Annotated in this window: 20 protein-coding genes and 1 pseudogene; 15 read left to right on the forward strand and 6 right to left on the reverse strand. The window is 47.4% G+C overall.

What is annotated here, in order from left to right:
- Positions 1 to 2: 2 nt before the first annotated feature.
- The 11 genes from HPY31_RS02830 (at position 3) to HPY31_RS02880 (ending at position 12709) form a co-directional block, all read left to right on the forward strand.
- Complete coding sequence (locus HPY31_RS02830) at positions 3 to 794, forward strand: IclR family transcriptional regulator (protein ID WP_253901648.1); 792 nt, start codon at positions 3 to 5, stop codon at positions 792 to 794.
- Positions 794 to 1747 carry an ABC transporter ATP-binding protein gene (locus HPY31_RS02835; RefSeq protein ID WP_172138225.1) on the forward strand — a complete coding sequence of 318 codons (954 nt, stop codon included), beginning with the start codon at positions 794 to 796 and terminating at the stop codon, positions 1745 to 1747. The genes HPY31_RS02830 and HPY31_RS02835 overlap by 1 nt, the downstream gene beginning before the upstream one ends.
- A gap of 20 nt (positions 1748 to 1767) precedes the next feature.
- Positions 1768 to 2754 (forward strand): ABC transporter ATP-binding protein, encoded by a 987-nt coding sequence (locus HPY31_RS02840; protein ID WP_015890944.1) that lies wholly within the window; start codon positions 1768 to 1770, stop codon positions 2752 to 2754.
- A 69-nt stretch (positions 2755 to 2823) separates the two neighbouring features.
- The gene (locus HPY31_RS02845; protein WP_172138227.1) at positions 2824 to 4404 is read left to right on the forward strand and encodes an ABC transporter substrate-binding protein; all 1581 of its coding nucleotides are present in this window, start codon (positions 2824 to 2826) and stop codon (positions 4402 to 4404) included.
- A 70-nt stretch (positions 4405 to 4474) separates the two neighbouring features.
- On the forward strand, positions 4475 to 5410 hold the full coding sequence (gene nikB / locus HPY31_RS02850; protein ID WP_007721001.1) for a nickel ABC transporter permease: 936 nt from the start codon (positions 4475 to 4477) through the stop codon (positions 5408 to 5410).
- The gene (locus tag HPY31_RS02855; protein WP_172138229.1) at positions 5407 to 6318 is read left to right on the forward strand and encodes an ABC transporter permease; all 912 of its coding nucleotides are present in this window, start codon (positions 5407 to 5409) and stop codon (positions 6316 to 6318) included. Before nikB ends, HPY31_RS02855 begins: the two co-directional genes overlap by 4 nt.
- Positions 6319 to 6330: 12 nt before the next feature.
- Positions 6331 to 9531 (forward strand): M14 family metallopeptidase, encoded by a 3201-nt coding sequence (locus HPY31_RS02860; protein WP_172138231.1) that lies wholly within the window; start codon positions 6331 to 6333, stop codon positions 9529 to 9531.
- Positions 9503 to 10150 (forward strand): pyroglutamyl-peptidase I, encoded by a 648-nt coding sequence (gene pcp / locus HPY31_RS02865; protein ID WP_172138916.1) that lies wholly within the window; start codon positions 9503 to 9505, stop codon positions 10148 to 10150. Before HPY31_RS02860 ends, pcp begins: the two co-directional genes overlap by 29 nt.
- Before the next feature lie 32 nt (positions 10151 to 10182).
- On the forward strand, positions 10183 to 10932 hold the full coding sequence (gene pxpB / locus HPY31_RS02870) for a 5-oxoprolinase subunit PxpB (protein ID WP_172138240.1): 750 nt from the start codon (positions 10183 to 10185) through the stop codon (positions 10930 to 10932).
- A complete protein-coding gene (locus HPY31_RS02875) occupies positions 10933 to 11940 on the forward strand; it encodes a 5-oxoprolinase subunit C family protein (protein WP_172138242.1) in 1008 nt (335 codons plus the stop codon).
- Between the two features lie 4 nt (positions 11941 to 11944).
- Positions 11945 to 12709 carry a LamB/YcsF family protein gene (locus HPY31_RS02880; RefSeq protein WP_172138244.1) on the forward strand — a complete coding sequence of 255 codons (765 nt, stop codon included), beginning with the start codon at positions 11945 to 11947 and terminating at the stop codon, positions 12707 to 12709.
- Positions 12710 to 12713: 4 nt separating this feature from the next.
- On the opposite strand, the gene HPY31_RS02885 is transcribed toward HPY31_RS02880, so the two are convergent.
- The 3 genes and pseudogenes from HPY31_RS02885 to HPY31_RS29130 form a co-directional block, all read right to left on the reverse strand.
- The gene (locus HPY31_RS02885) at positions 12714 to 13847 is read right to left on the reverse strand and encodes a GerAB/ArcD/ProY family transporter (RefSeq protein ID WP_172138246.1); all 1134 of its coding nucleotides are present in this window, start codon (positions 13845 to 13847) and stop codon (positions 12714 to 12716) included.
- 21 nt (positions 13848 to 13868) lie between these two features.
- Positions 13869 to 14939: a Ger(x)C family spore germination protein gene (locus tag HPY31_RS02890; protein WP_172138248.1), complete on the reverse strand. Its 1071-nt coding sequence runs from the start codon at positions 14937 to 14939 to the stop codon at positions 13869 to 13871.
- A 22-nt stretch (positions 14940 to 14961) separates the two neighbouring features.
- A pseudogene (locus HPY31_RS29130) lies at positions 14962 to 16438 on the reverse strand (spore germination protein).
- A 155-nt stretch (positions 16439 to 16593) separates the two neighbouring features.
- On the opposite strand from HPY31_RS29130, the gene cdaS reads away from it, so the two are divergent.
- The gene (cdaS, locus tag HPY31_RS02900) at positions 16594 to 17208 is read left to right on the forward strand and encodes a sporulation-specific diadenylate cyclase CdaS (protein WP_172138250.1); all 615 of its coding nucleotides are present in this window, start codon (positions 16594 to 16596) and stop codon (positions 17206 to 17208) included.
- A gap of 101 nt (positions 17209 to 17309) precedes the next feature.
- Here the strand turns inward: cdaS and HPY31_RS02905 are convergent, their stop codons facing one another.
- Positions 17310 to 18536: an aminopeptidase gene (locus tag HPY31_RS02905; protein ID WP_172138252.1), complete on the reverse strand. Its 1227-nt coding sequence runs from the start codon at positions 18534 to 18536 to the stop codon at positions 17310 to 17312.
- A gap of 245 nt (positions 18537 to 18781) precedes the next feature.
- Between HPY31_RS02905 and pepF the strand changes: the two genes are divergently transcribed.
- Together pepF and HPY31_RS02915 are read left to right on the forward strand one after the other, a co-directional pair.
- Complete coding sequence (gene pepF, locus HPY31_RS02910) at positions 18782 to 20581, forward strand: oligoendopeptidase F (protein ID WP_172138254.1); 1800 nt, start codon at positions 18782 to 18784, stop codon at positions 20579 to 20581.
- A gap of 80 nt (positions 20582 to 20661) precedes the next feature.
- A complete protein-coding gene (locus HPY31_RS02915; protein ID WP_172138918.1) occupies positions 20662 to 20991 on the forward strand; it encodes an MGMT family protein in 330 nt (109 codons plus the stop codon).
- On the opposite strand, the gene HPY31_RS02920 is transcribed toward HPY31_RS02915, so the two are convergent.
- Positions 20988 to 21347: a Lin0512 family protein gene (locus HPY31_RS02920; RefSeq protein WP_016740463.1), complete on the reverse strand. Its 360-nt coding sequence runs from the start codon at positions 21345 to 21347 to the stop codon at positions 20988 to 20990. The genes HPY31_RS02915 and HPY31_RS02920 overlap by 4 nt on opposite strands.
- A 167-nt stretch (positions 21348 to 21514) precedes the next feature.
- Here HPY31_RS02920 and HPY31_RS02925 point away from each other — a divergent pair, with 167 nt between their 5' ends.
- Positions 21515 to 23479 (forward strand): ATP-dependent DNA helicase, encoded by a 1965-nt coding sequence (locus HPY31_RS02925; protein ID WP_172138256.1) that lies wholly within the window; start codon positions 21515 to 21517, stop codon positions 23477 to 23479.
- A 43-nt stretch (positions 23480 to 23522) separates the two neighbouring features.
- On the opposite strand, the gene HPY31_RS02930 is transcribed toward HPY31_RS02925, so the two are convergent.
- Positions 23523 to 25139 carry a multicopper oxidase family protein gene (locus tag HPY31_RS02930; protein WP_172138258.1) on the reverse strand — a complete coding sequence of 539 codons (1617 nt, stop codon included), beginning with the start codon at positions 25137 to 25139 and terminating at the stop codon, positions 23523 to 23525.
- Between the last annotated feature and the right edge of the window lie 183 nt (positions 25140 to 25322).

Consider the following 25322-nt stretch of genomic DNA (forward strand, 5'->3'; position numbering starts at 1 on the left):
AAATGGAAAAAACAGAAAAAACGGCAAACCGAAGTGTGTTAAAAACGCTAGAGTTTCTCGAATATTTTATCCAAAACAGTGAGTTAAGCCTGGCTGAGCTTGTCGAGTTGTCAGATATGCCGAAGAGTACGGTGTTTCGAATTCTTCAGACGCTGGAAATGCGCGGCTTTGTCTCCAAAACGACCACTCATAATCCGCCTAAATACCAATTGGGATTGAAGCTGCTGGAGTTTGGGAACATTGTTGCCCAACGGCTGGAGATCAGAAAAATCGCGCTGCCTTATATGCTACAGCTACGAGATACGGTGGATGAGGCAGTCAACCTGATTATTCGTGATCAAGACGAAGGGGTTTACATCGAAAAAGTCGATACCCGTCAGTATGTTCGTGTATATACGCAGGTAGGTAGAAAATCACCGTTGTACGCAGGGGCATGCCCGCGCATTTTACTCTCATTTCTGCCGGATCATGAGATCGAAGAATTGTTGAACCGGGTAGACATGAAGAAAATCTCACCAGACACAAATACAGACAAAGATCTGCTATGGCAATGGATTCACGATGCACGTGAAAACGGCTATACAGTAAGCTACGGTGAATTGGAGCCGGATTCGGCAGCAATTGCTGTACCTATTCGAGATTTTACGGGACAAGTCATAGCTGGCTTGAGCTTGGCTGGAGCTACATCACGCTTTCAGCCAGATCGATTGGAATATTTGGTACAGGAGACAAAAGCGGTAGCGAATCAAATCATGAGCAAGCTGGGCTATTCAGATGCAAAGGCGGGACTTTGATGCTGGAAATCAAAAATCTTCAGACGAGATTCCGAACCGATAATGGAGAAATTACCGTTTTGGATGGCGTTAGTTTTCAAATCAACAAAGGTGAAACGATTGGAGTCGTAGGGGAGTCAGGTTGTGGGAAAAGTGTCACTTCACTAACCATCATGGGACTTCTGCCGAGAACCGCGCGAATCACTGGTGGAGAGATCCTGTACAACGGTGAAAACCTGGTTGCCTTTTCCAAGGATCAGATGAGGAAGGTACGGGGAAAAGAGATCGCGATGATTTTTCAAGAACCGATGACCTCACTCAATCCGGTTTATACCATCGGGGCGCAGATCATGGAGCTCGTCTTGAATCATACAAGTATGAACAAAAAACAAGCCAAAGAGCACGCGATCCAAATGCTGAAGCTGGTCGGGATTCCGAGAGCGGAAGAAATCGTTGATGAGTATCCGCATCAGCTATCTGGCGGGATGAGGCAGCGTGTGATGATCGCGATGGCGATGTCCTGTAGTCCATCTCTATTGGTTGCAGATGAGCCAACGACCGCGCTAGACGTGACCATTCAGGCACAGATTCTTGACCTGATGAGAGAGCTACAGCAGAAGAGCGAGATGACCATTATGCTGATCACGCACGATCTTGGTGTGGTAGCAGAGATGTGTGATCGGGTGGTCGTCATGTATGCAGGGCAAGTCGTCGAGGAAGCCGAGGTAGAAAAGCTATTTGCTACTCCAAAGCATCCGTACACGGTCGGTTTGTTGGGCTCGATCCCGGATATGGACACAGAACAGGAGTACTTGTTTACGATTGGCGGGACCGTTCCCAGTCCAGGTCAGATGCCCCGAGGATGCCGTTTTGCTGAACGATGCCAGAAGGCTTTTGACAAATGCTACGAGCAAGCTCCACCGTTATTCAATCTGAATGATGGTACAAAAAGCAGATGCTGGCTGTATGAGTAAGCGTAAAGGATGTGAATCTTTTGGAAAAATCAGAATCTACTCCCTTGCTTGAGGTGAGAGGGTTAAAAAAATACTTTCCGATTCGCAGTGGATTCATGAAGAAGGTAACGAATCACGTCAAAGCTGTTGACGATCTCTCTTTTACGGTTGCAACGGGGGAGACGCTCGGAATTGTAGGTGAATCCGGTTGCGGGAAGTCAACAACAGGCAGAGCCATTCTACGATTGCTCGAACCTACGGGTGGCGAAGTGATTTTTCAAGGAGAGAATTTAGCAGCCCTTTCCCCAAATGAGATGAGGATGAAGCGAAAGGATTTGCAAATCATTTTCCAAGACCCGTTCGCCTCCCTCAATCCGCGAATGACAGTTGGGGAGATCATTGAAGAGCCGATGATCATATTCGAACTGTATGAAACGTCAAAAGAACGCAAGGAAAAAGTAGCGGAATTGATGCAGGTTGTTGGTTTGAAACCAGAAAATTCCGAACGTTTTCCTCATGAGTTTAGTGGTGGTCAGCGACAGCGGATCGGTATTGCACGTGCGCTAGCGCTTAATCCCAAGCTGATTGTGGCCGATGAGCCAGTATCTGCGCTCGATGTTTCGATTCAATCCCAGGTATTGAACCTGATGAGAGATTTGCAAAAGCAATACGGACTCACTTACATATTCATCTCTCACAACTTGAGTGTCGTGAAGCATTTTTGCGACAGGATCGGCGTGATGTATTTGGGACGGATGGTTGAGCTGGCACCCAAAAATGCGCTATATGAAGAGCCGCTGCATCCTTATACGCGCTCATTACTGTCCGCCGTTCCGATTGCCAAGCCAAAAACGAAGCGAGAGCGCATCATCTTGACTGGAGATGTACCGAGTCCTGCGAACCCTCCGAGTGGCTGCACGTTCCATACGCGTTGTCCGGATTGTATGGAAATTTGCAAAACGGACAAGCCCGAATTTCAATCGATGGGCGATGGTCGATATGTTGCCTGTCATTTGTATAACCAATAGGAACAAATGACGGCTATCATATTTTTTCAACATGAATTCCAGAACGAAAAGAAAAAAGGGGGACTTGTTTTGAAAAAGAAGGTAGGTATCACCGCTTGCTCCGCATTACTCATGCTAGCTGCAGCTTTGGGCGGATGTTCGAGTAAGCCGGCAGACACGAGCACACAGGCAAATCCGCAATCGAAGACAGAAGCGAAAGCACCGGCAAAAAATGAACTTACACTTGGTGTGAATGGAGATCCGCACTCTTGGGATCCGATTGATACGTTTTTACTTGATTGGAGTACGGTAGCAACCTCTGTATTTGAAGGCTTAGTCGAGCGTACCACTGATTTGAAAATCCAGCCAGGACTCGCTGAATCGTGGGAGTTCAAGGATGATAAGACACTTCAGTTTAAACTTCGTAAAGGAGTGACATTCCACAACGGCGAGCCATTCAACGCGGAAGCAGTGAAATTTACATTTGATCGCCTGCTTGGTGAAGAAGGGAAAAAAGGACCACAGCAAGCGAACTATGCATCGATTGACCGTGTCGAGGTGGTAGACGAGTTTACAGTCAACATGATTCTCAAGGAAAAAGATCCTGTACTCCTTACAAAGCTGGCAGGTTATGGCGGCGTGATCGTTCCACCTAAGTATTACAAGGAAAAAGGGGACGAGTACTTTAACACGCATCCAGTAGGTACGGGCCCTTTCAAAATGGATAGCTATGAAAAAGATAACAAGGTCGTACTTGTGAAAAACGAAAGCTATTGGAAGCAAGGTCAACCGAAGCTGGAAAAAGTAACATTCCGTTTTATTCCAGAAGCGACTACACGTCTAGCTGAAATGCAAACAGGTGCCATCGACATTATGAAAAAAGTCGAGATTAGCCAAACAGAATCCATCAAGGGCATGTCTGATCTTGAACTGATGCAAGTCGGGTCGCCAACCGTTTATTCGATTCGATTCAATACATCGATGAAGCCAGTCGACAATGTAAAAGTCCGTGAAGCGATTGCTTACGCGATTGATGCAGACTTGATTATCGAAACACTGCTCGGCGGATATGGTAAGCGCGTCAACTCCTTCCAAAGCGATATGTCTTTCGGTTATGATCCTAGCCTGCCATTACGTAAATATGATCCGGAAAAAGCAAAACAACTGCTTGCAGAAGCAGGTGTAAAGGAAGGAACTGAGCTTGATCTCTTCCTCCCTGGTACAGATGCTACGTTTAAAGAGGTAGCACAAGCGATCGAAATGCAATTAGGTCAAGTCGGTCTCAAGGTGAAGCTCAATCTGGTGGACGCTTCCACCTTTACTTCTGACCTCATCCCGAAAGGAAAAGCAGGGCATATGTACCGGAATGGCTGGGGTGGATGGACGCTCGACTTTGATAATACTGCCTATCTGATGTATCACAAAGGCGAGTTCTGGAACCCTGATTTCTATGACGAAAAAGTAGAGGAGCTCTTAAAAGCAGAACGCTCCACGTTTGACCAGGAAAAGCGTATGGCAGCATTTAAAGAGATGAATCAACGTCTGTATGAGCTAGTCCCAGATGTACCGCTCTATCAAACGATCAACCTGTGGGCTGTAAACAAACGAGTAAAAGGCTTCCAACCTCCGACAGATGAACGTATCGATTTGCGCGAAGCATCGGTTGAATAAGGAAAGTTTTAAACAGGGGAGTAGAAGATGTCTCTTCTATTCCCTTCATTTTTGATAAAGGAGGAGCGGGATGGCAGCCTTTTTAATTAGACGTCTACTACATAGTGTTTTTGTCGTTCTTGCTATTACTCTTGTCATTTTTGTCCTGGTGCGAATGACTGGTGACCCAGTCTCGATCATGTTTCAAGCAGGAGAGCCTACCAAAGAGGCAATCACTGAGCTTCGAAAAAACCTCGGTCTGGACGAGCCCGTTTATGTACAGTTCGGGCTTTATTTAAAAGATATGTTTACTGGTAACTTTGGCACCTCTTTCCGGACGGGTGAGAGCGTGATCGACATGATGAAGGAGAAGATGGGAGCAACTTTGCTGCTTGCCTTCGGGGGAATGTTTGTCGCTCTGCTGATTGCGATTCCAGTAGGTATTATCTCCGCTGTTTACAGAGGCAGCGTAGCTGACTTTTTCGGACGTATTTTTTCATTGCTAGGAATCTCTTTTCCTAACTTTTGGTTAGGGATTATGTTAATCATCATATTTGCTGTTAAGCTGGGCTGGTTTCCTGCTTCTGGTTATGAAGGTCTGGAGTATTTGGTTCTGCCTTCCGTTGCACTCGGACTCATCTTGTCAGGAATTTTGGCTCGATTAGTACGCTCTTCCATGCTGGAGGTAATGAATCAGCAATATATCAATACGGCCCGTTCCAAAGGGATCAAGGAATGGCTTGTCATCATTAAGCATGGCTTGCGAAACGCATTAATCCCAACGGTAACCTTTATTGGATTGCAATTTGGAACGTTGTTGGGCGGTACCGTGATTATTGAACAAGTTTTTTCATGGCCAGGTATCGGGCGTATGCTGATTGATGCGATATCGCAACGTGACTTTCCCGTGATTCAAGGCTCTGTCATTATCTTGTCTTTTTTGATGATCTTCGTGAATTTGTTGGTTGATATCAGTTATGGCTTTATTGATCCACGTATTAGGCAGGGAGGAGGAAAAAGCGAATGACGACAGCGACGGTTCCAAACAATCAGACCAATCCACCAATCAAAAAACGTGGAAAATGGAGCAAGATGGGCAGAAGATTCGCCCGAAATCCGTGGGCAATGACGGGGATGTTCTTGCTTATGCTTGCCGTCGTATCTGCACTTTTTGCACCGGTAATTGCGCCATCCACTCCTGATAAAGCTGATTTGCGTGCACGGTTGGTTGCTCCCTCGTGGATGGACGATACGGGGAAATCCGAGCATTTGCTAGGTACGGATCAGGTAGGACGTGACTTACTGAGCCGAATCATTTACGGAGCGCAAATATCCTTATTGGTTGGTGTCGTATCCGTACTGATTTCCTTAGTTATCGGGGTAATACTGGGTCTCATCGCAGGCTTTTACGGGCGCTGGGTAGATGATCTGCTAATGCGCTTGGCAGATGTACAGCTGGCATTCCCTTTCATTTTGTTTGCCATTATTGTCATGACGGTCTTTGGGGCAGGTCTCTGGAAGCTCATCCTTGTTCTGGGGATCAGTAACTGGGTAGGCTTTGCACGTTTGGTTCGAGGACAGGTCATGAGTGTAAAAGAAATGGAATACGTCCAGGCTGCCAAAGCAATCGGGGCTACGAATTTTCGGATCATCAGAAAACATGTCCTGCCAAACGTTTCTTCTTCAATCATCGTATTGGCAACGTTAAATGTAGCCACCAACATTTTGTTGGAAGCATCGTTGACGTTTATTGGATTGGGTGTAGACCCTTCGATTCCTACATGGGGCGGTATGCTGGCAGACGGTCGCAACTATCTGGAGACGGCATGGTGGGTTGCTACTTTCCCTGGCATCGCCATTATGATTACGGTGTTTGGAATTAACCTGCTGGGCGATTGGCTGCGTGATGAGCTAGATCCAAATCTGCGCGTGTAAGGGGGCTAACCAATGAGAGGGCTAGGTGATATTTTTACAACGAAAGGGTTAGTTGCGGACCGAAACAATGACGGTGTAGTTGATTCGTTGTCTGTTTCCTTCTGTTTTCAAACGGGAATCGTCGTAGAAGGATTCATTGATTTTTGTGCCCGATTAGGCCTTGAAACAAGTGAGCTGGATCTGCCCTCCATTCGTATGGAAGATTCACCGATGGTTGCTAGCAACACGAAAAGCGATGAGTGGCTTTGCACAGTATGTATCGAGCCATCCTACGACGTGGATGATGCGTCATGTACTCTCGATCGAGGGAACAATCGAGTTGCTTTCGTTGGTGGAAGCGAAGAGAGCCTTAGCCGATTACTGCGCTGGATGGCGGCATACTGGACAGATACAGCACCTGCAACGGCTTCACTCGGTGACATTGAGAGGATTCGTTGCTCTTTACATGAAGTTCAACTGTATGTTTGTACGGATGCTTCACCTGTCTGTCAAATTGCGATACCTCAGTATGCACTGATGAGCTCGCATGAGGGAAGTCCTATCGTAGAGAGACCAAAACCACTTGATAGTTTGACAGAGCTTTGGACAACGGCAGGGTTCTATCAAGCAGGGCGAACGGATTTAACGAGTCGGACAGATGTATTTTTTACAGGGCTCCATACTGCAGAGGCAGTTATGTCTGCCGCCCGCTTTGCAGCTCGGATTGGTCTAGCCTCGACCGGGATACATTTCCCGCTCACAGGAGAAGCAAATCGGATTGCGGAGCTCACTTTTTCCTTACACATGAATGGTGAAGCACCTCTAGCAAGTGGAGTGGTCGAGGTAATCCCAGCCCCTAAAGAAAAGACAACAAGGGTCATCCAGCTTTCAGGGGGAGGACAAGCGATTGTTGCGGCGCTTGATTATTTCGGGGCGGCCACTCCGCACCGACTCGGGGGGACTTTTGGTGCATGGGAAGAATCAGACGAGCAAAAAGGGAAGGAATTCCCCTTATTTTTAGAGAAATCCTGGAAAGACCAAGGCGAACGAAATGAGATAGAACAGTTGTTTCATGAGCAGCTGATCGCGATTGTTAGTCAAAAGGAGACGGCTGGACGCTTATCTTCTCCGCTCGCGGTCACCGCGTTTTTGTCAGAACCAAAAGAGATTCGACGTGCGTTGGAGCGATGCTGGAAGAACGCAATCACGGAGCTGCTTCCGGATAACGATAGTACGGTACAGATTCATTCTGCTTTTAAACCAGGTTTGTGCTGGATAAAAGAAACGATCTTGCCGTCTCTTGTGCGTACAGGGGAACGAGTAGAACGAATTTTGATCTCTTTCCAACGAGAGGAGAGAGAAGGTGGGATGGAGCTTTCTCATCGCTGGCTTCAAGAATTATACCCGGTTGATCAGTTGTTGGAAAAAGAATTGGGCTTGCCTCTGTCGCAAGTATCATTCGAGATGGATGAGAACCTACCGACTACTTACCGAGTCGAGGCTTGGGGAATCGGGCTTGCGCACTTAGGTACATGGAATTTAGATGTACCTGTATCCGCAGTGAAGTATGCCGACGAGCAAAGTCAAGCTTATCCAACTACGTCAGGACTCTTCTTCTCCTACGGAACAACAAAAGAACAATTCTTGGTTCCGACTGATCGAGAGAGGTTCTGGCAATTCTATACACAGCAGTTTTTACCTGAGTTGACGGAAGAATTGTTATGTAAACAAAATGAACCGTATCAAGGAAACAGTCCGCTCTTTCATTCGATAGAGGTAAACGTCACGATGAGTGAACAGGAAGAACGGCTAGACATCGACGAAGAAACAATATCGTCGTTAGAAGCGTTGCATGAAGATATTTATTTTTATACGCTAGACTACTATGCGTATTTGGGTGAAAGAAAAACGGGAGTGGCGTGGAATTCTCCAGGGGCGGTGCGACCATTTATAAAGGTCAAACCAGCAAGCTCTCCAGTGGCAACCATTCGCGTAAAAGAATATAAAGAAGAACAAGCTTTCTCTATCAAAACGACTCATTTATACTTCGAGGCAGAGCAATCTGCTCCTGTAAAAGCACGCATCCTGAGAACGAACGAAAAAAGTACCAGCATCGAAGAACGGAAGCTTCCTTCTCTACACCGAAACCATCATCCATATATGGGCGAATGGGCAGAGCTGGCTACACATCCGTCTGTACATATCTGGGAAGTAGAGAAATCGTTTGAAGGACGGCCGATTTTTGCAGTGGAAGTAACAGCACCCCAGACATCCACTTACGTATCAACTCACAAGCTATCTCTGTATAAACCAACCATTTTGCTCGAAACCGGACATCATCCAAACGAGGTTTCCAGTATGCCTGCTGCACGTGAGCTAGTAGCAGAGCTCATAACCGAAAAAAAGGATTGGCTTACTCGTTTCAATCTGGTCGTGATTCCATTTGCCAATCCAGATGGGGTCGCCCTTCATCAAGAGCTCGTCAAAGATCATCCATTTTGGAAGCATCATGCTGCCCGTTATAATGCCGTGGGATTAGAGTATACCAATCACCGTTTTCAGCCGAGTGTTTTTGGCGAATCGCGGGTAGTTCCCCACCTGTTTTATCGCTGGTTGCCGGATGTGATTATTGATGATCACGGAATTCCTTCGCATGAATGGACACAACCATTCGCAGGGTACAATAGTCCGCCGAGATTCCCTGTATCTTATTGGATGCCGATCTCCCTCTTTTACGGAATTGGTCGCGAGATGGACCGATCTGACTATCCTCATCATGCTGTCGCTCTTGATACGATTCAAAAGGCAGCCGAGGAAGGGCTGAGACATCATACGCGTCTGTGGAACAAAAATAAACGTTTTATCGAGCGCTACATTCGGTATGGACATAACTGGGAGCCTGCCATTTTTCCATTGCCTACTGATCAAGATTTCTTGTTTTATCGTTGGCCTACAAAGCCGAACAGAACCTCTCCTTCCTTACTCTCTCGTTTTCCTGAATGGGTGACGCTTGATTTAATAACGGAAGCGGCTGATGAGACGGTCGCGGGAGGAGCATTGCGAGATTGCATCGAAACACATAAGATTTTCAATCGTGCTGTCATGGAGTGTGTGGCATCCAGCCCACGGAGTGTTTCGCGACAGGATGGACAAAACCATATTCGACTCTCACGAATGAGACCGATGCGGATCGGAGGAGACAATGATGAAGACCATTTTAGTAACAGGGTTTGATCCTTTTGGTGGAGAAATGGTTAACCCTGCTTGGGAATCGGTAAAAGAACTGGGAAAAATCGAGTCTGATTTGTATAAAGTTGAGCTGCGCCAAATTCCTACCGTTTTTGAAAAATCTATCGAACAGCTGTACGCAGCGATAGAAGAAACGAAGCCGGATATCGTGTTATGTATCGGTCAAGCAGGTGGACGAGGAGATATTGCGGTTGAGCGTGTAGCGATTAACGTCAATGACGCTCGAATCCCGGATAATGAAGGAAATCAGCCGATTGATACACCGATCAGGGAAAACGGTCCTACTGGCTACTGGTCTACATTGCCCATCAAAGCGATTGTCCATGAGTTAAAACAACAAGGAATTCCGGCTTCCATATCGCAGACGGCGGGTACATACGTGTGCAACCATCTTTTTTATGGATTGATGTATTACCTTGCTGAGAAAAAAGCTTCCGTGCGCGGAGGGTTCATCCATATCCCTTATTTGCCTGAACAGGCAGCAAGGCAAGCAGATCAGCCAAGCATGTCGTTGGAAACAATTGTAAAAGGCTTGCGGTTGGCAATCGAGACGACCATATCTCATGACCGGGATATTGTCATGGAAGGCGGACAAATTAGCTGAGCAGGAGGAGAAACCCTCCTCCCTTCCATATCATGTGGCAGTGCCGATATTTGAAAATGGAGGGAAAAACGTTGCCTAGATATGAATTCTCTCCTCTTGGGGACTCTGGTGTCATGGTCAAACTAGGAGAGGTTATCGATCAACAGACCCATGAGAAGGTCATCCTATTTTCTGAATACCTGCAGGAGCATCCTTTCCCCGGGATGATCGAATCTGTACCTGGCTTTACGACTGTTACAGTCTATTACGATCCGATTACTCTTTTCGATCCACTTGATGATATTTTGCCATACGATCGTGCCGTTGCTATTCTTGAGCAAATGTCACAGCAAATCTCCAGCACTCACTCTAAAGAGTACAGACTGGTAGAAATCCCGGTTTGTTATGGTGGGAGCTTTGGTCCAGATCTGGAGGTAGTCGCCAAACAAAATGGTCTTAGTATAGAGGAAGTGATTTCGATCCATTCGACAACAGAGTACCTGGTGTACATGATCGGATTTGCTCCTGGCTTTCCGTATCTCGGTGGAATGGATGAGCGACTGGCCACGCCGCGACGTTCCACGCCACGACTATCTATTCCGATGGGGAGTGTAGGGATCGGAGGATTGCAAACAGGTATTTATTCGATAGAGAGCCCAGGCGGATGGCAAATTATCGGAAGAACACCACTGCGCTTATTTCAGGCAGGTGATAGTTCGCCAAGTCTCTTGTGCGCTGGTGATAAAGTTCGCTTCCGTCCTATCTCCGAGCGGGAATACGATTACGGAGAGAAGGTGTATTAAGTGAGTATAGAGGTGATTACGCCAGGACTTTGCATGACCGTACAAGATACAGGCAGATTTGGCTTTCAGCAGGTTGGGGTTAGCGTCAGTGGGGGGATGGACAAGCAAGCAGTACAGATTGCGAACATGTTAGTTGGCAATCAACAAACGGATGCGGTTCTGGAGCTGACGATGAGAGGTCCAAGCTTATTGTTTCATAAGGACATGCTCATAGCCATTTGTGGTGGTGACTTCAAAGCCACGATCAATGACAGATCCGTCTTGCCCAATCGAGCAGTCTGGATCAGGAGTGGAAGCATCTTAAAGTTTGGCCTGGCCAAGGAAGGCTGTCGCGCTTATCTCGCAGTCGCAGGCGGATGGGATGTGCCTCTTGTGATGGGAAGTCGCAGTACCAATCTCCGTGGAGGCTTCGGAGGCTTTGCGGGTAGAATGCTTGCGGCAGGAGATAAGCTCGTTCAAAGCCCTCCAGGTTCATTCAGCCGATTTCTCGCGAACCAATTGGAAAAAAAGGCAGGGGCAGCCCCCTTCTACCAAGCGAATTGGTTTATTCCTTCAAGTACGTTTGTAAAAAATGAAGAAACGGTTGTACGGGTGATACAAGGCGAGCAATTCGCAGATTTTTCGGAAGAAAGTCGTCAAAGCTTTTTCGAACAAACCTATCAAGTGTCTCCTCAATCAGACAGGATGGGGTATCGTTTAACAGGACCTGCGCTCGAACTTACGCAGTCAATGGAACTGATCTCGGCTGCGGTTACCATTGGTACGATACAGGTTCCGCCAAACGGTCAACCGATTATCCTGATGGCAGACAGACAAACCATTGGCGGTTATCCGAAGATAGGCTATGTGCCAACGATAGATTTGCCGATCGTCGCCCAGTTGCGGCCAGGCGAAAAGATCCACTTTCAAGAAATATCTCTGCGCGATGCTCAAAAGGAGCTTATCGAGAGGGCTTCATGGATGAAGGCGATCAAGCTTGGGATAGAAGTAACCGTGGGATGGAGGTAAAAAGATGAAAACAGTAGATCTAAACTGTGATATGGGAGAGAGCTTTGGCGCCTATCAATTGGGCAACGATCAAGAAATTTTGTCCTATATCACCTCTGCAAATGTGGCATGTGGTTTCCACGCTGGCGATCCTGCGACGATGAGAAAAACAGTGCAAATGGCTTTGGAGGCAGGTGTGGCAATCGGTGCCCATCCCGGATTCGCTGATTTGGTCGGCTTCGGTCGCCGCAACATGGAGATTTCCCCTGAAGAGGCATACGATCTAGTCGTGTACCAAATCGGCGCCCTGCAAGCGTTTGTTCGGGCAGAAGGGGGCGTCATGCATCATGTGAAGCCACATGGGGCCTTGTACAATATGGCAGCCACAAGACCTGCTCTGGCTGAGTCTATCGCGTTGGCTATCTACAAAGTAAATCCGGAACTAGTGTTGTATGGCTTGGCCGGAAGTGAGTTAACGCGTGCTGGGGAAAAAATCGGTCTGATCACGGCGCACGAAGTCTTTGCTGACCGTACGTATCAACAGGATGGTACGCTGACACCGCGCAGTCAGCCGAATGCGATGATTTCGGACCAACAGCAATCCCTCCAGCAAGTCATTCGCATGGTAAGCGACGGACGTGTCCCGACCCAGCAAGGTGTTGATATCCCGATTCAGGCCGATTCCATTTGTATTCACGGCGACGGCGCTCATGCGTTGGCGTTCGCGCAGAGCATCCGTGAAGCTTTGTCAGGAGCTGGCATTACAATCGCAGCACGTATTGCTCGATAGATCTCTATCGGGCTTTTTCTGTTTCCGCACAAGGAGGCTGGTATCGTACGGTACCTCGCTTTTTCCCCCAGAGGAGGAAGAGCAAGAACAGCAGCGGGATATAGCCATAAATAAAAACGATGCTTACTTTCCCATAAAAATCGAGTGTCATGAGCAAGGGAGCTGTACCTTCGAGCAGATAGGAACCGATTGCCAAAGATAGTAAGAGAAGCAAAAGGGCGCGGATTTGACTGAGACCAAATATCTGTTTCATTCCGTGGGTAACCCCCCATAGATTGAGGCAGATGTTGGGTAAAATCACGAACAGCCACAGAGAGATCACAATGAACTCCAATCGCTGCAAAATAGGAATTTCGACGATTTTGAGCATGGTCAAGGTCGGCCAAATAATCTTATCCAGTTCACCATGGGTGAACATGAGGAATGTTACGATAGCGACGGCTACATACAGGAGTGTGCTGAAAAGGACGCCAGCGTGTGCCCATTTTTGCGAGTGAGCTCCTTGCTTGATAAACGGGTAGTAGATGACCAGTAATTCAAAGCCCATATAATTGATCACAGCGTCTTTGGCAGACGCAAATAAGGCGGTAAAGTTATGTGAAAACATCGGGAACAAGTTATTCGGGTGAGCGTATTCGAAAGGGAATAAAAACAAGGGAAGCATCAAAAGCGCCGGAATCACCACACCGAAAAAGCAGACGCCGGTAACTGTACGAAAACCACCAGCGACAATATACAAAATGAGGAGCAAAATAATCAGCGTCGTACTCCACGTATACATGAGTGGGAAAATAAACTGCTTCACAATACTGACGTAAGAACGCAAGATGAGAAAAGCAGCCATCCAGACGTAGATTAATACGACAAAGCTCATCAACTTGCCTAGCCATTTTCCAAAGACCAGCTCGTGAAGGGAGAACAGGTCATGGCTGCCCGCATTCAGCATGAAATAGAGCATCCAAATAATGAGATGGATGCTTGCCCCAGCAAGTAGAAGGGAGATCCAGGCATCGTATCCGGCATGGGTTACGATTGTCCGTTGAAACCCTAGTATCCCTACCCCCACAATATTGGCATGCACGAGAAAAAATACGAAAAAAGGTGAAACCATCGCGCTTTCCCGAATGGAAGTACTCACCTGATCCCTCCTGGTTCTTCATTACTCACCCGTTTGCTCCAGCTTGATCGAGGCCGTCACTGCGATTTTTATTTGTGGATAAATCTTTTTGAAGTGGGAGTAGTTCCATGACGTGCTTCGACTACGAACGAAATCACCAAATCCAACCGGATCAACCTCAAGCTTCTGTAAATGCTTCACAAAGCTCGTCGCCTCCTTTTGCAGGTACGAGGAAAGCTCTTTTTCCATTTGATGTAGAACTTGTGGATCGGATAATTGCAGCCACTTCGAATAATCTTTGATTTGCCCATTTACCGTGAGCTTAATCATGATGCTGGGGATAGGCTTAGTCGTATTGAGATCGAAGACGGCATGGGAATGCAGATTTTTCAAGAGTCCGGATTCTTTTCGATTATTGATCGTTACCTCAAACGGAATTTGACCACTCTTGGCTTTTTCGACCATGATTTTTAACAAAAAGCTTTCTTTTGAATTGATGCGATGCACGAATTTGTCATCTCGGAAAAGCGCGACACCATCCAGCTTCACTCTGTCATTATGCATCACGAAATAGGGAAGATAAGGATCGCGACCCTCGCCGTATAAATGAAACAAGAAAATGTGCAGGTTGGTCTTGGGCATATTCAGCGTTTTGATATTTTGAGCGACGCTATCGGAGATGAAAAAAGGAACTTGCATATGACGCATGCCTTTCAAAATCGTCAATGCTTTTGGTTCCGCGACTGCGAGTTGAAGACGAAAACCGATAGCGGGATCGCGACAAAGCGTATGTACAAGCGTTTCCACTCCGTTTTCAGCATATTTCCTCCCAACAATGACGGAGCGCAACTGTCCAAGCTCCACTTGTGAGGGGGTGATGGCGTTAAAATCAGGGAGGATCGTAAACAAATTCGAGCTTTTTGTTTCCAACAGCTCGACCTGAGTCTTTTCCTTTCCGTATATGTGAGTGATGGCTGCCCCTTTCATTTTTTGGTCTTCGAGATCGAGACCGAGTGAATGAATTAATTGCACTTCGCTGACAATTCGAGTCGAAGAGCAGCCAGCCAAGATCACGATCAATAGCACGAGTATCCATTTCCTCTTTGCAACCATGTTTCTTCGATGGCTCCTTCATCTATTCATCCATATCTCTTTTTTGAGTCGCCTTGTCAGGATCGTATCTCCACTGCGAGATGACACGCATAACAGCAGACCTTCTGGCCGTTCTGCTATAAGAAGAGCGAATGAAGCTGTCCGCAAAGCTACGTCTTCGAAAAGGGTAAAGCGGAGCCAGATAAGGTGTTCCTAACGATTTGAGTTGAAGCAGATGAGTCAGCATGAACATTAAACCGATAGCGATTCCAAGCCCGCCCCAAATTCCAGCCAAAATAATGAGCGGGAAGCGCAAGAACCGGATCGTGTTTGACATTTTGTAGATGGGGGTGGTAAAAGAGGCAAGCGCCGACAGAGCTACGATGATCAGCAAGATATTACTGGTCAAGGCTGCTTCTACCGATGCTTGTCCAATGACGATTCCACCAACAATTCCGAGAGTCTGTCCGACTTTTGTCGGGAGCCTTGCACCTGCTTCTCGCAAGAATTCGATCGTTAGCTCCAAGAAAAGTACTTCCAAGACGGGAGGAAAAGGGACGTACTTCCTCGATAAAATGATCGGAGCCAGCATGTCTTGCGGAATCATTTCCAGATGGAAAGTGAGAACCGCCGTATAGGCAGGCGTCATCAAGATCGAAAAAAGCACCCCGAAAATGCGAATCAACCGAAACAAGGACGATAAGATCCACGGTAAATAATAATCCTCAGGAGAAATGAAGAAATCAAAGATCGTGGTTGGACCGGTAATGACATACGGAGATGCATCGGAAATAATCACGATCTGCCCGAGAGTTAACGCATAAATGACCCCGGTCAATCCTTTCTGTAGACAGAAACAGCGGGAAAGGGGTATTCGAATTGTCACTCATGATCTGGTCGAGCTGTGACGAATCAAAAATAATATCGAAGTCGATCGTCTGTAGTCTTTGCTGAACGGTTTCAATGTGCTGAGGATTTGTAATACCAGACAAATAAACAACGGCGATGCGTGTATGAGAGAGCGTACCTAACGTCAACTCTCGAATGATTAGTTTTGGTGTGCTGATTTGTTGACGGATGAGATGCAGGTTGATATCGATATTTTCAACAAAGCCGACTTTTGGTCCAACAACACTAAACTCGTTTTCCGTATCGTTGTCCGTTCGCAAACCTTCAGTCGGATTGGACAGATTGATCAGGGCAAAAAAATGCAAATTGTCTTTTGGCTGTATAGCAGCGTAGCCCGTCATGATCTTCGAGACGACCGTCTGTATGTCATCTGTATAAATAATATCCTCCACATGGACGAAGCGGGAAAAATGACGCAGTTCCGTGAGCGATTCATTTGTTTCTATGCGTTCTTGATAGGGACGCAAGAGATTTTTTTGCAGCAGCTCTGTTTTTATCAAGGTTTGATAGTACGAAATGACAAAAGGACTTTCCTCGTTCAGTAGGGGGAAATGCTTAAAATCGTTCGAGTCTTGTGCGATGGAAAGAAACTCATTCCATTCCGTTATCATATCGGTTTCGCTCCAGAAGCTGTTGATCATTTGTGTTTTACTATGTCCGGTTTGCAGTGGAATTATTATCTAGGATATAGAATGATTTCCTAGAGGGCGGGGAACAATCAAACAAAGAACGAAGCGTGAACAGAAATGGAAATTGAGGGGTTCATATGCTGGAAGTTAACTGTGATACATCATCGCTGAAGGCGGAATTGCTGCAAGAGCTGAGGGGAATATCCGCTACGTTGGATGAGAGCATTCATGCGTTAAAAAACGAAAACGAATGTGTGCTTGGGACGTTTGATCAAATACGGACGAAGTTTAGCCGACTCGAAACAGTAGCAGCCTCCTTTTATCTACAATGCTATCTCTCACCCTATACAGGAAAATATCTGGATTTATCCAAGGCTGTTCAGCACTTGGCCAAACGGCGCCAAGGAGCATTGATTGTCGTTGAGCGTGAGGACCCGCTTGATCTGCTGCTGCAAGCAGGCATACCGATTGAGGCCACGATGAGCCATTCCTTGCTGGAATCGATCTTTTATCCTGGCAGCCCTCTGCATGATGGGGCCGTCCTGATTCGGCAAAATCATATCGTGTCCGCTGCCAATGTATTGCCATTATCTCAGGTTGTGGTAGGGGAAAAAAAGCTGGGAACCAGACATCGTGCTGCGTTGGGTCTGAGTGAAAAAAGCGATGCGTTGATCGTTGTTGTCTCCGAGGAAACGGGGAAAGCGTCCTTTGCCATGCAGGGACACTTGTATCCGATTATTTCCCCTTCATGAAAGGGCTTTGCGAAAAGTGGTTGTATGCGAGAAAAAAGAGGCTGGATTTGTCATGGTGATGATGAAATCCAGCCTCTCGCTATGTCATTCTCGTGTTAGATTCAAGCCCAGTTTCCGTTGCGGAATAGCGGTTCACGCTTGCCGTCAGCTGTTTCTCCATCAATGTTCATCTCGGCGGAGCCGATCATGAAATCGACGTGGGTGAGGCTGATATTGATACCGCAGCTAGCCAGCTCCTCATTGCTCATGTCAGCACCACCTTCAATATTCACACTATAAGCGTTCCCGATCGCCAAGTGGTTGGACGCATTTTCATCAAAGAGCGTGTTATAGAAAATGATATTTGATTGCGAGATAGGGGACAGGTGAGGAACCAACGCCACTTCCCCCAAATAATGCGAGCCTTCATCTGTCTCAATTAATTGCTTCAGGGACTCTTCACCCTTTTCAGCAGTTGCCGAGACAATCCTTCCTTTTTCAAAAGTCAGCGTAAAGTTCTCGATCAAATTCCCATGATAGCTCAAGGGCTTGGTGCTGCGAACGGTTCCATTGACGCCTTCTTTTAATGGCGCAGTGAATACTTCTTCTGTCGGCATATTGGCCATGAAGGAGACGCCGTCTTTATTTACGCCACCGCCACCAATCCAAATGTGGTTTTTAGGCAGCTCAATCGTCAAATTGGTGCCAGGAGCTTCGTAATGAAGATAGCGATATTGTTTGGAATTGAGTTGATCCACCTTGCTGTTCAATGTCGTATGATGGTCATGCCAAGCTTGGACAGGGTCATCCATATCTGCGCGAGTGGCGCGGAAGATGGCATCCCACAGGGCTGGCTCCTGTTCCTCTTGTGGCAAATGCGGGAAGACCATGGCTGCCCATGCAGGTGATGGGACAGCTAACACGCACCAGCTCACTTTATCGGACATGGTATAGCTGCGGAACTTATGGAGAGCTTGACCAGCTGTTTTGTTAGCCGTAGAAATGCGGTCAAGATTTACTCCCTTCAGCAAATCAGGATTCGCCGCAGAAATGTAGAGAAACGCCGCGCCATTTTCCGCCATTTCCTCTAATCCCTGTACCTTCCATTGCGGGTATTCACGAAACGCCTCATCAGGAGCCAAATCATATTTCATTCTTGTGAGTTCATCGTCGGTCCAATCAATATGAACGTGCTTGGCACCCGCTTCGTACGCTTTTTTGGCTACCTTTCTTACAAAGGGAGCAGTAGATAGCGGAGCAGATACGACTAACGTTTGCAAAGGCTGTACGTTGACGCCGACTTTTACTGCGAGATCAGCGTAACGGTCAAACAAGATTTCAAAAGACATGGTTCATTTCCTCCTTTTAAGAACAAAAGGCTTACTTGCATTCTATCTATTTAACCTTACCCTCCGAAATCACCTGCTTATCATTTGAAAGAATTTCCTAGGAAAGCGCAGAAAAAGACAGATTACGGCCTATTTCGAGCCAGTTATCCACTTGTTTATTTTGATAAATTGTAGGAAAATTCAAATGAAAAGGCAATTTTATTACATAAAAAATTTTTATTGGCAGAATAAAGGAGGCAGTCAGTGTGAAGACAAGACAGACACGTGATCAAGTCGCAGTCGAGTATACGTGGAACCTGAACGATCTGTTTGAGAGTCAGGAAGCGTGGGAGCAAGAATTAGCAGAAATTATACAGGATCTGCCTGTCGTCACTGCATTCAAAGGTCAGCTGCATAAGTGTGGAGAGACATTGTTGGCATGCTTGGAGGCAAATGAGGCGCTCAATGTTCGGGCGAGTGTCGCAGCGACGTATGCCAGACTGCGGTCGTCTGAAGACGGGACGAACCCACAAAACCAAGCGAACTCTGCACGGGTAGGGGATGTCGTATCCCAGTTAAACGCTGCGCTTTCTTTTATTCCTTCGGAGATTTTGGCGTTGCCTGAAGGAAAAATCGAGAGCTTCTTGAAGGAAGAACCAGGACTCGAAACATTCCGCAAAAGCTTGAAAGATTTGCTGGAAACAAAGCCGTACCGATTGTCGGCTGAGACCGAGGAAGCGTTTGCGGCGATGGGCGAGGTTTTCGGTGCCCCATACAACATTTACTTGCGCGGAAAGCTGTCCGACATGTCATTTGCACCCGTCCATGATGGCGAGGGAAATGAGCGTCCAGTATCCTTCGCGCTGTTTGAGACCGATTATGAGATGTCTTCCGATACGACGCTACGCCGTGCTTCGTACGAATCCTTTTCGAAGACACTCGCTTCCTACCAAAACTCCTTCGCTGCGGTATACGCGTCAGAGGTGAAAAGACAAACCGTCATGTCTCGTCTACGTGGCTATGAAACCGTAACAGACATGCTGCTTAAGCCACAGCAAGTTACACTGGATATGTATCACAACATCCTGGATATCATTGGGAATGAACTGGCTCCGCACATGCGACGCTATGCGAAGCTGAAAGCAAAAGAGCTCGGCCTTGAGAAGCTGGCCTTTTGTGATTTGAAGGCACCGCTTGACCCGGAATTCAGCCCGCCAGTTACGATTGAAGAAGCTGGGCAAAAGATACTGGCATCCTTGCAAGTGATGGGGCCTGAATATACCGCCATTATGGAAAAAGCACTAAATGAACGCTGGATTGACTACGTAGACAACGTGGGCAAATCGACAGGTGCGTTCTGCTCAACGACATACAGTAAGCACTCTTACATTCTCATTACGTGGTCGGGAAATATGCGCAGTGCTTTCACTCTGGCTCATGAGCTGGGGCATTGCGGACATTTTATGCTGGCGACAAGAGAGCAAAGCTTTACGAACTCTCGTCCATCGCTGTACTTTATCGAAGCGCCTTCCACACTCAACGAGCTCTTGCTCGCGCAGCACATCGTGGAGCAATCCGACGATCCACGTCTGAAGCGCTGGGTCATTTTGCAATTGATGAATACGTATTACCACAACTTTGTCACACATTTGCTAGAAGCGAGAATGCAACGAAAAGTGTACGAAGCAGCGCAAAATGACGTACCATTGACAGCTAAACAGCTCTCCGAATGGAAAGGGCAAGTGCTCGCAGACTTCTGGGGGGATGCCGTTGATCTGGACGATGCAGCTAGTCTTACATGGATGCGCCAGCCGCACTATTACATGGGGCTGTATCCGTACACGTATGCAGCTGGTTTGACCGCTTCTACCGCAATGGCAGCGAGCATCAAGCAAGAGGGACAGCCTGCCGTTGATCGTTGGATCGAGGTGCTCAAAGCAGGAGGGACGCTGACGCCGCTTGCGCTGATGAAAAAAGCTGGCGTGGATATGTCAGATCCGCAGCCAATCCGCGAGGCGGTTGCCTACGTCGGCAGTCTGGTTGACGAGCTGGAAAGACTGTTTTAACCTGAAATAAGAAGAAAAGGCTTGTGATCGCAAGGAGTCACAAGCCTTTTGATTTGATCAAGCAAGAAGGAGTCGTCATCATGACCGAATTTACGCAGCGCGCACTAAAAATCATTGCCGGGATTCCAGTTGGCCATGTCATGACGTACGGTCAAATTGCAGCGTTGGCCGGGAGTCCGAGAGCTGCCAGACAAATCGTTCGCATCCTGCATTCCATGTCCAAAAAGCACCAGCTTCCTTGGCATCGAGTCATCAACGCCCAAGGAAAGATCGGATTGCAAGATTTGGATTCGTTCACGCTGCAAAAAATGGCCTTGGAAAGCGAAGGGATAGTCGTGTCAGCAGCAGGAGAAATAGCGTTGGAGCGCTATCAGTTTCGCCCACAGGTAGTAGATGAGCCGGGATTCTAATAGCCGACCTCTACCGAAGCGATGACGATATAGGCAAGGTCGTTCTTGTCCTCTTTTTCAGCGATCACGACCCCGCTGCTTGTCAGCATGCCGCCATCGACGATTTCGAAGGAGACTTCCCCGTAAGGCAGTGCTTGGCGAACCGTTTCCAAGTCGAGCTTGTCCTTGTCAGCTGGAACGGCAAGTCTCACATGTACTTTCATGTTATGGATATCGTTTCCTGGCAGGACAGAACGCAATCCAGGCATCGAATTATGATGGATAGCATTTTGAACAGCGCGGACTGCGGCTTTGGTGACGTTTTGACCATGCATGTCAATGCCCATTCCAATTTCAATAAACATTACTTTTTCCATTGGTTTGTTCACTCCTGTTTTATTCTATTTTTCTACCATCCTTATCTTACCACGAAAAGGAATGGTTTTTTCTCTCATCTGTATTGTGTTTATCGTCAAGACATGTCATCATAACATGTTAGCATCTATGCTTGACGATTCTTTACATTATTGGAGGCAGGTCACAATTGGAACGTTATCCTTTTGACTACGATCCGTCCCAGCCGTTCATCTCTCAGGTGAGTGATTGGGTAGCGGACGTTTTTTATGAAGTATTGCCTGAGGCTGGATTCGAGGTGCGTGATGAGCAAATCTACATGGCCTTTCAGCTTGAACGGGCTTTTATAGAAAAGCAAACGATTTTTGCAGAGGCGGGAGTAGGAACGGGGAAAACATTGGCTTACCTGCTGTACGCGATCTGCTATGCACGATATACCAGAAAGCCCGCCATCATTGCCTGTGCGAATGAGTCGCTGATTGAGCAGCTCGTAAAACCGGAAGGCGATATTGCCAAACTGGCTCGCCATCTCAACCTGACGATTGACGCGAGACTCGGAAAATCTCCGGACCAATATGTCTGCTTGCGCAAGCTGGATGAGGCGAGATTCCAGCCTGAGACAGGTGAGGCTTTCCAGCATATTTATCAAGAGCTGCCATCGTTTGTCCATACACATGAGGCCTTGCAGTCGTTTTATCCGTACGGGGATCGCAGCACTTATCCTGACCTGGATGACCAAGAATGGGCGCAGATGAACTGGGATACTTTTCAGGATTGCTTTGTGTGCGACAGACAGCACCGCTGTGGGCAGACCCTTTCCAGAAATCATTATCGTCAGTCAGCCGATTTGATCATTTGCTCCCATGACTTTTATATGGAGCATGTGTGGACCTATGAGATCCGCAAACGCGGAGGTCAGCTACCGTTGTTGCCGCCGCATAGCTCGGTTATTTTTGACGAGGGTCATCTGTTGGAGCCTGCTGCCCAAAAAGCATTGACGTACAAGCTGAATCACTCCGTCTTCGAAGAAACGATTACGCGTGTCTTGAAGGGTGAGATCAGGGAAGAGCTCGCTATTGCCATTGAAGAAGCCATTGCCCAGAGCGAGGAGATGTTCTCCCGATTGAACGAAGAGAGCAAGGCTGTGTTGGGCTCCAACCGCAAAGAAATCCATTTTCATCCAGAACTCCTTGCAACCATCCACCGTTTTACGAGTCTCGTCAGTTGGATTGAGGAAGAGCTGGCGCTCGAGGGTGGACTGTATACGTTGGACGAGTTCCAGCTGCGAATTGTCGAGGAGCATCTGGAAATGATGCAGCTGGCACTGGGACTTTTCCAAGACCCGGATCACGTCATTTCCTGGATGAGTGAAGAGATTACAGGACCGACCTTGGTCGTCATGCCAAAAAAGGTGCAGGAAGTACTGGAAGAGCGTGTATTCTCACAAAAGATGCCGATTGTCTTTTCGTCGGCGACTCTATCTGTTGATGGATCATTCAACTATGTGGCGGACAGCTTGGGAATTGAGCAATATCTGTCGTTCTCGGTTGCATCTCCATACGAGTACGACAAGCAAATGGAAGTATACGTACCAACACTATCTGCGACCGACACCTTTGCGGAAAAAATGAGACAGGCTACTCAATTGCTGCAAAAATCAGCGGGTAGTGCGCTGTTGTTGTTTTCCTCCATGGAGGAATTACAGCAATTCAAGGCCGCTATCAAAAACGAGCCTACCTGTACGGATCTGCGATTCTTGTTCGAAGGAGATGCGGAAATCAGCCATCTGATCTCTCAGTTCCAAAACGACGAGAAAAGCAGCCTCTGTGCGGTGAGCCTGTGGGAAGGGCTTGATGTACCGGGGCCTTCGTTGTCCAATGTGATCATTTGGTCACTGCCATTCCCGCCGAATGATCCGGTGTTTACAGCAAAACGAAAAAGTGCAGCAAATCCTTTAGACGACGTAGATATGCCTTACATGCTGCTGAGACTGCGTCAAGGCATCGGGCGTTTGATCCGCACGAGAGAGGATAGCGGTCTGGTATCGATCTTGAGTCTGGAATTGAGCCAAAATGACAAGCTGAGACAGCACGTACAGGATGTATTTCCAAGTGGCGTAGAGTGGAAAACGTCTTTAGACGGTGTATTGGCGTAATGAAAAAGCAGGAAGCCATGAAGGCTCCTGCTTTTTTCTGTGGCTATTCTGGCATGTTGCCGACAGAAGGGTCGACGACGAAATCTGGCTTGAAGCCTTCATATTTTACTTCGGATACCATTCCTTGCGCAGCATGGCCCAAATCGTGGCAGTGGAACATCCAGTCTCCTGGATTGTCAGCTTCAAAGGCAACGACGTAAGATTCACCCGGCAAAATGTTCAGCGTATCTTTAACCAGAGGGGAGCCTGAGATAGGCTGACCATTTTTGCTTACTACTTGAAAGAAATGTCCGTGCAAATGCATCGGGTGGATATCTTTCGGGGATTTGTTCACCAGTGTGACTTTGACCAGATTTCCTTTTTTGACGTTGAGCGGAGGGACATTTGGGAACGTTTTACCATTGATGGTAAAGGCCATTTTTCCATCTGCCGTTTCCGTGTTCAGATCCATTTGATACGAGATGTCATATTTCTGCTCTAGTGTAAAGCTGCTTTTTGCCGCCTCGCCGTATTTGGTAATGTCTATCGTCGGCATATCGCCAGCTTCGGATTTGGCTGCTTTTGATTCCGAACCTTCGTAGACGATGGGTACGACAAGGGACTTGGCGCCTGGGTTTGTGCTGCGCTCCTCTAGTAACCATTTGCCAGGATTGTTTGCGACAAATTCGAGATCATATCGTTCTCCTGGCCCGATATTGAGGAGCTGGCCGCCTACTAGTGGCGGGTTATTAATCGGTTGCCCGTCTGTTGCTACGATTTTAAATTCATGACCTTGCAGGTTCAGCTTGTGGTTCAAGTATCCAGCATTGATCAGGCGGATTCTGACCTTCTCACCTTCTTTAACAGATAGCGGCTGGATTGCCGGGCCTGTTTTTCCATTCATGGAAAAGATCGTATACATCAGAGGCATCATCTCAGCGTCACTCATGGGCATCTCCATACTGGCCATATTGTGACCACCAGTGGACGAGCTATCGGAAGAAGGGGCACTGGTGCCATGGCTCATACCACTTCCGTGCATTTCCGCCATGCTATCGTCCTGCATCCATTCATCCAAAACGAGGGTAAAGTCCTTATCAACAGACTCTGGCGTAACCGGTTCCACCACAAGTGAACCGTACAACCCTTTGTCTACCTGCTTGGCGCTGTTTTGATGCGAGTGGTACCAGTATGTCCCGGCAACGTCCACTTTGAATTTGTAGGTGAAGCTTTCGTTTGGTCGTACGGCATTTTGGGTAACCCCAGGGATTCCATCCATGTTGTTCGGGACGGGTAAGCCATGCCAGTGAATGGTGACCGGCTCGGGCAATTCGTTTTTCAACGTCACGCTGATGGTTTCCCCTTGTTTGACACGAAGCTGTGGACCTGGAACGGTTCCATTGTACGTCCATGCGTTTTTCATGGTCTTGTCATCGAGGTGGAGCATCTTTTCTTTTGCCGTGAGGGTAAATGTTGTGCCTGTAAGTACCTCCATCGACGAGTCGCTGGATGCGGCCATCTGTTGGGGTTGAGCCTGTGAGGATGTTTCGGGTGAAGAATTCATGCTGTGTCCATTATGATCCATGGTGGTATTGTCAGTGGCAGTTGAGCATGCGGATAACAGCAAAACGCCACCTATAACCAGTGGATAAGCCCATGGGCGTATTGTCCGTTTGTTCATGTGCACTTTTTCCTCCTTTTCGCTGTTGGAGAAAGCGTACCAAACGATTGTGTAGAAAACATGAAGACAGGATGTATGACACTTCTGTTACGCATTGAACAAAAATGGGAAAGTAAGCGTGAACAAATGCTATAATGGAGTATCGTACATAGAAGTAATCAGTAGAATCGGACAGGGATGGTG

Origin of the sequence: Brevibacillus sp. HB1.3 (assembly GCF_013186635.1) — a bacterium.
In the GTDB taxonomy this organism is placed as follows: domain Bacteria; phylum Bacillota; class Bacilli; order Brevibacillales; family Brevibacillaceae; genus Brevibacillus; species Brevibacillus brevis_D.